Consider the following 9,075-nt stretch of genomic DNA (forward strand, 5'->3'; position numbering starts at 1 on the left):
GCCCGGCGAGAGGGCGACGGGGACGGTTTCCGCGCTCCGCCGCCGCCAGCCGCTCCTGAACGCGGGGAGCGCCGGCCGCGCCGCCATCACGAAGACGACGGGCCGCCCGTTATCGGGCTCGGCGATCACGTGCCGTCCTTCCTGCTGCGCCCAGTGGCCTTGAAGCCGGCGAAGGTCGGCGAGGAATAGGGCGCGGCCCTGCGTGGCTTTACCGCCGCGCAATGCCAACTTACCGCAAGCGCCTTGAATGCGAAGGATGCTGCTGAGGCGCCGGGCCGCTCGCGGCAGGCGAGTCGCGTTCCTCCACCTGCAGAAGCGTCATCATGCCTTTGTCCTCATGTTCGAGGATATGGCAGTGGAAGACGAAACGCCCGAGCTGATCCGGACCGAAGGCTATGCGCAGCAGGATGCGCGCGCCGGGGGGCAGGGGGAAGTTATCGTGCAGGGCGGTGAGGCTCGCGAGCTTTTTGGGGTCGCGGTCGCCAAGACATTGATCCTGCGACTCTCCCGTATCGCCGCGCACCACGTCGCTCGCCGCCACCTCGAATTTCGTCTGGTGGATATGAAAATTGTGACATTCGTGACTGTCGTTGATGAGCAGCCAATATTCCGGCCTGTCTGACCGCCAGGAATGAACGAGCGGGGCGCCGATCGGATCAGGCTGGCTGTCATGAGGCATGGGGAAACGCGGATAGTAGAATTCGAACGTCTTGCCTGAATCGTCGCTGAGCGCCTTCTTTTGGCATTCGTCTTGGAGGCTGATACGCGCAAGTTTCCGGCTGCCGTCTTTTTTATCGAGCAATTCGAATATCGGGATGGGTTTTCCAGTTATCAGGTCATGTAGGCGGAAATTCTCGACATGCAGACCGAAGCGCTCCTCCTGATCGGCGAAGTGGTCGGAGTTGTTGAAGCGAACCAGGCGCACGAGATTCCCGTATTTCGAGAAGGCCTGCGCGTTCACAGGGTAATGCGTATGGGCGGGATCGCACTCCCGCGCGGGGCCTTCTCGCGGCAAGAGCGAAGATTCCGCTGCCTGGCTTGGCTTCTCGCCGCCGGGCTCAGTCGGCGAAGGCAATAAATCCGCTAGGCCGTAACCTGCGCTCTGCAACAAGGGCGCGACTTTGGCCGGCGCGCGGCCCGCGGCCGCCAGCTGCTGCGGCAATTCTCCGGGCGCGGCGATGACGCGCGCGAGTTCGACCGGCGGCCAGATGTCGGCCGCGTCGAGGGCGTCGCCCACCGCGACCCCCGCGGTCACAAGTTTTGCTTCGATTTGACGATCGTTTACGAGGCATCCGTCTTTCGCCGAAGCGGCGCCCGGGACGCCCGTGCAACGAGGCGTGTATACCTCGGCCCGCGCGCTCGGCATCAAGGTGAGTTCGAGCGTCCTCTGCGCGCTCGGGCCGCCGGAATCGAGCGGCACGCCGTCGCGCGACAAGAGCGCCAGCGTCAGACAGCGACGTTGCGCCGTCTCGCTCATATCGCTGCGCGAACCGGGGCACAGCGGCGCGTCCTTGTCCTTGGTCTCGACGCGCAGACGGTAGGTCACGTCGGCGCTCATATTAGCGACGCGCCAAATCTGCACGGAGCCCGGCGGCGCGGTGAGAGTCGGATAAACCTCGCCGGAGACCGTGAATATCCATTGCCGCTTTGGGTCCGTCCAGCAACCGCCCGGCGCGCTGGTCCCACCCGGCGCGAGAACGAGCTGGGCCTTTCGCTGCAGCTCCTTCGGCGTGGCGGGGTCAAAAGTCACGTCCCCGCAGCGGTCCTTTTGATAGTCGGCGGGATCATGCAAACGCCAATCGCCTTTATCGTCCTGATCGATCTGCAGGTCTTTGAGCCCGATAAAGCGACTGTCGGCGGTCTGTTCGAGCGCGCGTTCGCGGCGCTGCGCATCGAGCGCGCCGCAGGCGCGCGCGCCGCGAGGGGGCGCGCCGTTCCCCGCCCAACATTCGAAATAGGCGTAGTCCCATATGTCGCCGATCGTCAGCAGGCCGGACAGGCCGGCGAGCAACTGCTTTTCGGCGACGCCATGCACATGGGGATGAAACCAGAAGAGGCCGGAAGAATGGCTTGGCGGAATGACGTCGCGGTAGCGAATGGGCTGCGCCTCCTTGACCGAAGCGGGCGCCGCCGTTTGCGGTTTGCACGGGTCAACCTTCGCGAGGTCGTTCGGGGAAGGCGGATTGTCGCGCGCCTCGCCATTGACGAGAATGCAGTCGCCATAAAGCGGCCGCGCGCCGATTTCGCCGAAGCCGACGCCTCTTGGCGTGATTGATAGCCCATGGGTATGGAGATTGGTCTCCTCGGGGAGCTTTGTGAAGAAATCGATGGTCAACGTGCGGCCGCGCGGCGCGGCGATAACCGGGGGCATCAGCGCCGCCGGCGCGCCCGACGACATGCCGGGCCCGCGCAGCTTGTAAACATAAAGTCCCTTGATGAGCCCTTTTCCCGGAACGTCGACGTCCGCGACCTCGGCGGTGAGGGTCACAAGATTTGAACTGTCGGCGAGTTCGGCGGACGGCTGCTGCGCGCGCGCCGCTCCACATAGCGGCGCGCCGAAAATAATGGAAATTATGACGATGACCGGCGCAAACGCCTTAACGCTATGAATCATGCTCGCCTCTAAATTCATGCGACTGCATTTTTACGTAATGAATGAAAGCTAACGCATAATTCCACAAAAATTAAGCGCCGCTGGCTTTTCTATGGAAGTTTGGTCGTCCGCCGCGGCGCCCGACGGCCCCAACGTGGCGGCGGCAAGCCCAGACCTATACCGCGTCCTCAAGATCCCGACTCGAAACAGCGCGCATGCGCGCCCGTTCTCAAGTCCTTCAAATCGGCCGTCACGCGCAAACCGCTATTGAGATGAAGGCTGACGATATTGTTGTAAAATCCGAAGCGATAATCGGTCTTCATCGGATATGAGCGGCCCTCGGCAACGTAGAAGCAATAGGAACTGTATTCGGGATTGGCTCTGAGAGAAATCGAACAATGTATTGAGTAGTTCAACGGCGTACACCGCAACGCCACGTCTTTCGACGGCAGCATGAAATTATTTGCGCTCATCGCGCCCGCAAGGGCGGTTTTGCAAGCCAAACTGAAGGCTGCGCAGACCGCTGACCCCAATGTTTTGATCATGACGCCCTCGAATATCCTTGGCCCGCGATTATCGCGTGATGTTCAAGGTCTTAGTGCGCTCCCGCAAATTTTCAAACTGACTCGCCGTCGACTTTTTCGATCAGAACTTGCTCCAGCTTGTTAATTCGTCGCGAATTCTCATCGATCGGACGATTCGAGCGGATTGGAAAGCGCGCTCGCGCTTATTCCCGGTAAGGCTCCATCGCGGCCCGGATTTGCTCCGCCTGCGCGGCGAGTTTGGCGTCGTCCGCCATGGTGCCCGGCGGGCGCAGGGCGACGCCGTCCCAGCGCGGCAGCAAATGGAAATGCAGGTGATAGATCACCTGGCCGCCGGCGCTTTCATTGAACTGATGCAGCGTGAGTCCGTCAGCGGAAAAGGCCGTCTGGATCGCCTTGGCGACATGCTGCACGCGCTTCATCAATTCGCCGAGCGTCTGCGGAGCGACGTCGAGCAGGCCGCGCGCGCCCTCCTTGGGGATGACCAGCACATGGCCTTCGGCGCGCGGCATGATGTCCATGAAGGCGAAGGCGATATCGTCCTCATAGACCTTATGCGAGGGAATCTCGCCGCGCAGGATTTTGCCGAAAATATTATTGGGATCATACGCGGCGGCCATGATTCCTCCCCTGTGGCGCAAAGCTCGTCAAATCGTCTCCGGCCGCTCAGCGCCGAACAACGCATGACGGAAGTGAGCGGGATTATATTCGCGAACATGAGCCAGGCGCCGCCGCTCACGACGCGAAAACGGATCCTCGTCCCGGAGACGGCCTCTCCATTCCCGCTGAACAAGGCGCGTAGAGTAAGCAATTGACTTTGAAGGCTGTCAATCCCCGAAGGCGAAGGCGCGAATATTCGTCGCGCGAAAATCGCTCGCCGGATAGACGCCGAGGATTTCCACTTCCTTGGAGAAAAACGCGAGTTCCTCCAGCGCGCGGGCGAGGCTGGGCTCTTCGGGATGGCCATCCACGTCGGCGAGAAAGCGCGTCGCCGCGAATTCGCCGTCGACCATGTAGCTTTCCAGCTTTGTCATATTGACGCCATTCGTCGCGAAGCCGCCGAGCGCCTTATAAAGCGCCGCCGGAACGTTGCGCACGCGGAAGATGAAAGTCGTCATGGTCGGGCCGTTATTCGGCGCGGCCCATTGTTTCGTCTTGGAGAGCGTGATGAAGCGCGTGGTGTTATGCGCTTCGTCCTCGATGTTTTCCGCAAGCACGTCGAGGCCGTAGATGTCGGCGGCGAGTTTGGGCGCGATCGCCGATTTGGCGAGGTCGCCCCATTCGGCGACTTCGCGCGCGGCGCCGGCGGTGTCGCCCGCCGTATGCGCCTCGAGCCCCCATTCGCGGATGGCGCGGCGGCATTGGCCGAGCGCATGGACATGGCTGTAGACGCTTTTGAGTCCCGCGCGCGTCGCGCCCCTGGGCGCCATCAAGTGAAAATGAATCGGCAGGAAATATTCGCCGACGATCTGCAGACCCGAATGCGGCAGGAAATGGTGGATGTCGGCGACGCGGCCGGCGATCGAATTTTCGATTGGAATGAGCGCGAGCGCCGCGCGCGTCTCCGTCACCGCCGCGAAGGCGTCCTCGAAGCTTGCGCAGGGCAGGGGCGTCAGCTGCGGATAGGCGTCGCGGCAGGCGATGTCCGAATTCGCGCCGGGCTCCCCCTGATAGGCGATATATTGCGTCACTGTCGGTCCTGCTCGCGCGCCTCGGCGCGCAGCGCCACGAGGTCGCGTTCGGTATCCACCGATGGGGCGGCTTTGTCCAGCAGCGCCGCGTCGATGCGCATGCCGGCTTCCAGCGCGCGGAGCTGCTCCAGCCTTTCGCGCAATTCGAGCGGCGAAGGCGGAAGCGCCACGAAACGTTCGAGCGCGGCGCGGCGAAAAGCGTAGACGCCGATATGCTTATGGAGAGGCCCTTCGCCATGGGGCGCGCGGGCGCGGGTGAAATAGAGCGCTCTGAAGCGTCCGGGCGCGATCTTTGCGCCGACGAGTTTCACCGCATTCGGATCGCCCGCCTCCTCCGCGAGCGCCGGCGTCGTGAGTGTGCCGATGTCGACCTGGGGATCGTCGAGCAGGGCGAGCGCGGCGGCGAGCGCGCCGTCGGGTAGAAAGGGCTGGTCGCCCTGAAGATTGACGACCGCGCCGTGCCGCCGCTCGGGATCGAGTTTTCGCAACGCCTCGCCAATGCGGTCGCTGCCGCAGGCGTGCTCGGCGTCCGTGATGACCGCTGTCCCGCCCGCCGCCTCGACCGCGCGGGCGATTTCGGGCGCGTCGGTTGCGACCGCGACGGGGCCGAGACCGGCCGCGCAGGCGCGCGCCCAGACATGAACGATCATCGGCCGGCCGTTGATGTCGGCGAGCGCCTTGCCGGGAAGCCGCGCCGAATTGAGGCGCGCGGGAATGAGGATGAGCGGATCGAGAGCCGGCACGGGCTCTTTAATAGGCGTTATTGTCCTCGGCGAGCCAGCCCTTTTCGCTTTTCACGAAATGGAGCGTTCCCTCGCTCGTATGCACTTCGGCCTTGGCGAAGGTCCGATCCTCGTCGATGCCGAGAAAGGCGCATTTCCCGCGCTCGCGCTCGGCGGCGCAATTGGCCTCGAAACCTTCCGGGAACTGAATTTCGGCCTCATACATGAGTTCGAAGGCGTCGACGTCCGGGCGCTTCACTTCGCGCCCCTGCACCTTTTTGAAGGAGACGAGCTTCACCGCGACGCCATTCTTCTCGAGAAGGTTGCGCAGCACCTTGGCGCCCGTCGCGTCGCCCGGGAGATGCTCGCCGCAAGCGGCGAGCGTCAGGGCGGCGAGAGCGCAGAGCGCGAAGCTCGAAACAGTGCGAAGTTTAAGTGCCATCTATTCCTCCGGCGCACCCGTTCGTCGGGGCGCGATGTTCTTCGCTGATCGGCGCCGCAATGCAGCGCAACTGCCTGGACCGCCGACTGTGAAAATTCATATCAGAGAGTTGCATTTTTGTGCAGCCGGAGTAACGTGACGGTCGCCAAATGAGTTGCGCGTCTAGCGGCGTCGAGGGGCCTTAAAAGACCCGTGGCGTGCGTAAGCGTTCGATGCGTATTCGGCACAACTTCGAATACCCTGCGGAGTGCTCAGGTCCGCCGCATCTCCTGGGTCCGTGGGGTTGGCCGGCTGACGGTGGTTGGAGTGGCCTCCTTGAAGCCATCGTCAGTCGGCCGCCTTCGTCGAGGCCGACATTTTCTCCTGCCGAGGTCGCCGCCGCTTCGTCGTGGCGGGGCGGCGTCGACAGAGATCATCCAAAAGTCCTGATCGACGCAAGCGCGCGGGCAGGATTCCGCGCGCGCTTTACTTGATCTTGGTTTCCTTGAATTCCACGTGCTTGCGCGCGACGGGATCGTATTTCTTGAAGACGAGCTTTTCCGTCTTCGTGCGCGCATTCTTCTTCGTCACATAGAAATAGCCCGTATCCGCCGTGGACAGGAGCTTGATCTTGATCATGGCGGATTTGGCCATCGGTCGTTCCAGTCTCTTCGCTAAAAGACAATCGCCCCGGCCGCGAGAATGCGCGCCAGGAGCGAATTGGCGCGCAACATACGTGCGGCGCCGGGGATGTCAAGGCGGCGCGGCGGCGGGTGTTGTCTCAAGTTTGAATTTTCGCCTCTAGATGGTTGGCCATAGAGCGGCAATGTTTTGGCATTCTGCGGCGATGTCAGCTAACCGCTGTTTCGTCGATTTGACGCCTTTAAATACCTTCCCCGAGGCGACATCAATCACCTTGCAAAATTCCGGATTGACGATTTCAGTTCCATCGCTGAGGTGCGTTTTACAAAACTCGTTTAGGGCTGCCGACACGTACCCCGCCGATTCGTCGTCATGAGGATGCGATTTTGAGAAATGTAGCTTTATAGCTCCGATGTATTTTTTGTTCTTTTTTGTGCATTTAAGTATAATTTCAGGTCTAACGGAAATCGCAACATTGTGATATGTAAGCATTGGAGATGAATTTGATCCTAATGACGGCTCTGCCCCTTCAAGGTCAATGTCGTCAAGCATAGCTGAAAACCGTTCAAGAGCATCTATATTAGCATTTATTCGCCTAGCTGTGCCTATCTTTTCCGGTGTTTGTTGTTCTAGAAGCCGTAATGCTTTATCTATAGGGTCGGTATCAATCGCGCCATTAGAAATAAATTGCGACACAGCTTCCGCTGCTTCTCGATGATATGTACCTATTTGAAAATCTGGGTCCGGGTATTTTCTGTCATGCAAGATTTTACGCTGACGCGCGGCGCGACTTATAATATATTCACCAAGCTTATTGATAGAAATTGACGGATTGTTAACCATATTTATCAATCCTTAAAGGCTATACGAGGATCGAATCATGACGTTACAAGCTGTCGCCACCTTATCGAATCGTGAAAGCTTGTGCATTGGAGAAATAACCGCTCGTGAAGCTGAGATGGCGCGAGTCGAAAATCCAGAATTTGACGGCTTCGGGCTTTATCTCGTGGCGGTTGACAATGATGCACCCTCAGCGCCCGCCAAGGTCCTTGCAAAATTTTCGTCAGAAGATGCCGCGCTAACTTTGGCAAAGTTTTTCAGAGCTTCCGGCTCATTGATCGCCGGTTGAATCTCACTTGATATGGGACCGCGTTTTCCGGGCTTAAAAGCGCCCGCGTCCATCGCCTTCATAATTTGTTCCTATGTCAGACCATATTCGACGGGCCAGCGGTCATGACGGGGGTGACGCGAAGCCTCTTATGGATGGTAGCCAGTTATACCAGACGACATAGATCGCAATCGTGTGGACGCGGTTTCCAACTTCTTTGAGAACGCATTGGTGAGCCGCATGAAGCAGCGTTTAGCCGTGCCTCGTTTTCACCCATCGCGGGGAGCGGGTGCGGGCGATCAGCCTTCGCCGCGCGCATAAGAAGGAGATTGATCGCTATGCCCCGTAAGGCGACGTTCGACAGCGAAAACCCCGAATGGACAAAAAAGGACTTTAAGAAGGCCCGCCCCGGAAATGAGCTTCCGCCCGAAGCGCTCAAGGCGTTTCCGCGCACGCGCGGCGCTCAGAAGGCCCCTAAGAAAGTTCCGGTTTCGATCCGGCTCAGTCCGGAGGTGGTGGAGCGATTCAAAGCCGAAGGTCCCGGCTGGCAGTCCCGCATAGACGAGGCGCTCAAAAAGGCCGTCGGCCTGAAGTAGCGAGCGCGCCCCTTAGGCCGCATCGGCGGGCGAGGGGGTTTGCGCCAGCGCACGGAAATTCGTCGCGCCGTGTCCTTTCCTCTGGCGGAGGCCCGCGCCATTTGCGCCGGGCCCCGCGATGGAGAGGGAGGGCGCGATGCGCAATTTCACGATCTCCTTTTCGCTTTTGCTCGCCCTCTGCGCGCCCGCGCGCGCGGAGGAGACGATCGGCAGCGCCAGCGTGATCGAGAGAACCGTCGAAGGCCTCGCCGGCGAGAAAAACATGCGTCTCAAGGTCGGCGACGCCGTCTATTTCAACGAATTGCTGACCACCGGACAGGCGAGCCGCGGCAAATTCATCTTCGACGACCGCGCCACGCTGCAAATGGGACCGCTCTCGCAAGTGAGGCTCGACAGTTTCGTTTACGCCAACGCGCCCGCCGTCGCCTTCACGGTGACCAAGGGCGCGTTCCGCTTCCTCAGCGCGCCCGGCAATCACAAGGGGTACGAAGTCAGGACGCATAACGCTTCGGTTGGCGTGCGCGGCACGGCTTTCGCCGTACGCTCGTTAGAAAAACGCACCGACGCCGTGCTCTATGAAGGCGTGATCGAGGTTTGTTTGCCCAATGGCGGCCAATGCCGGCAATTGGACAAGCCCTGCACTTTCGTCAGCGTCTCCGACGCGGGCTTTACCCAGACGCGCGCGGTCGGCGCGCGCGACTGGAGCTTCGACGACGCCTGCCGGCCCAAATCCGCGCCGAAGCGGCGTCACGGCGCCCTG

General features: G+C 60.8%; 12 protein-coding genes. 3 read left to right on the top strand and 9 right to left on the bottom strand.

All coding sequences use genetic code 11. The features are described from left to right. From V3H18_RS16695 to V3H18_RS16075, 9 genes are all read right to left on the bottom strand, one after another. Positions 1-222 (bottom strand): hypothetical protein (locus V3H18_RS16695; RefSeq protein WP_408631797.1); only part of this gene is annotated, 222 nt, incomplete at its 3' end. Positions 223-229: 7 nt separating this feature from the next. Continuing rightward, positions 230-2,614, bottom strand: coding sequence for a multicopper oxidase domain-containing protein (locus tag V3H18_RS16040; RefSeq protein WP_332083085.1), 2,385 nt, complete (start codon positions 2,612-2,614; stop codon positions 230-232). A 167-nt stretch (positions 2,615-2,781) separates the two neighbouring features. After that, positions 2,782-3,138: a hypothetical protein gene (locus tag V3H18_RS16045; RefSeq protein WP_332083086.1), complete on the bottom strand. Its 357-nt coding sequence runs from the start codon at positions 3,136-3,138 to the stop codon at positions 2,782-2,784. A 182-nt stretch (positions 3,139-3,320) separates the two neighbouring features. Continuing rightward, positions 3,321-3,755, bottom strand: coding sequence for an HIT family protein (locus tag V3H18_RS16050; RefSeq protein ID WP_332083087.1), 435 nt, complete (start codon positions 3,753-3,755; stop codon positions 3,321-3,323). A gap of 207 nt (positions 3,756-3,962) precedes the next feature. Further along, the gene (locus tag V3H18_RS16055; protein ID WP_332083088.1) at positions 3,963-4,826 is read right to left on the bottom strand and encodes a prephenate dehydratase; all 864 of its coding nucleotides are present in this window, start codon (positions 4,824-4,826) and stop codon (positions 3,963-3,965) included. Next, positions 4,823-5,569 carry a 3-deoxy-manno-octulosonate cytidylyltransferase gene (locus tag V3H18_RS16060; protein ID WP_332083089.1) on the bottom strand — a complete coding sequence of 249 codons (747 nt, stop codon included), beginning with the start codon at positions 5,567-5,569 and terminating at the stop codon, positions 4,823-4,825. The genes V3H18_RS16055 and V3H18_RS16060 overlap by 4 nt, the downstream gene beginning before the upstream one ends. A gap of 7 nt (positions 5,570-5,576) precedes the next feature. Next, on the bottom strand, positions 5,577-5,990 hold the full coding sequence (locus V3H18_RS16065) for a hypothetical protein (RefSeq protein ID WP_332083090.1): 414 nt from the start codon (positions 5,988-5,990) through the stop codon (positions 5,577-5,579). Positions 5,991-6,455: 465 nt separating this feature from the next. Then, the gene (rpmG, locus tag V3H18_RS16070; protein WP_036286758.1) at positions 6,456-6,623 is read right to left on the bottom strand and encodes a 50S ribosomal protein L33; all 168 of its coding nucleotides are present in this window, start codon (positions 6,621-6,623) and stop codon (positions 6,456-6,458) included. A 147-nt stretch (positions 6,624-6,770) separates the two neighbouring features. Then, complete coding sequence (locus tag V3H18_RS16075; RefSeq protein WP_332083091.1) at positions 6,771-7,454, bottom strand: hypothetical protein; 684 nt, start codon at positions 7,452-7,454, stop codon at positions 6,771-6,773. Between the two features lie 37 nt (positions 7,455-7,491). On the opposite strand from V3H18_RS16075, the gene V3H18_RS16080 reads away from it, so the two are divergent. The 3 genes from V3H18_RS16080 to V3H18_RS16090 form a co-directional block, all read left to right on the top strand. Beyond that, complete coding sequence (locus tag V3H18_RS16080) at positions 7,492-7,740, top strand: hypothetical protein (RefSeq protein ID WP_332083092.1); 249 nt, start codon at positions 7,492-7,494, stop codon at positions 7,738-7,740. A gap of 317 nt (positions 7,741-8,057) precedes the next feature. Further along, positions 8,058-8,315 carry a BrnA antitoxin family protein gene (locus V3H18_RS16085; RefSeq protein WP_332083093.1) on the top strand — a complete coding sequence of 86 codons (258 nt, stop codon included), beginning with the start codon at positions 8,058-8,060 and terminating at the stop codon, positions 8,313-8,315. A 136-nt stretch (positions 8,316-8,451) separates the two neighbouring features. Beyond that, positions 8,452-9,075: FecR family protein (locus tag V3H18_RS16090; RefSeq protein ID WP_332083094.1), on the top strand; the 624-nt coding region annotated here is incomplete at its 3' end.

Origin of the sequence: Methylocystis borbori, assembly GCF_036576025.1 — a bacterium.
GTDB lineage: Bacteria > Pseudomonadota > Alphaproteobacteria > Rhizobiales > Beijerinckiaceae > Methylocystis > Methylocystis borbori.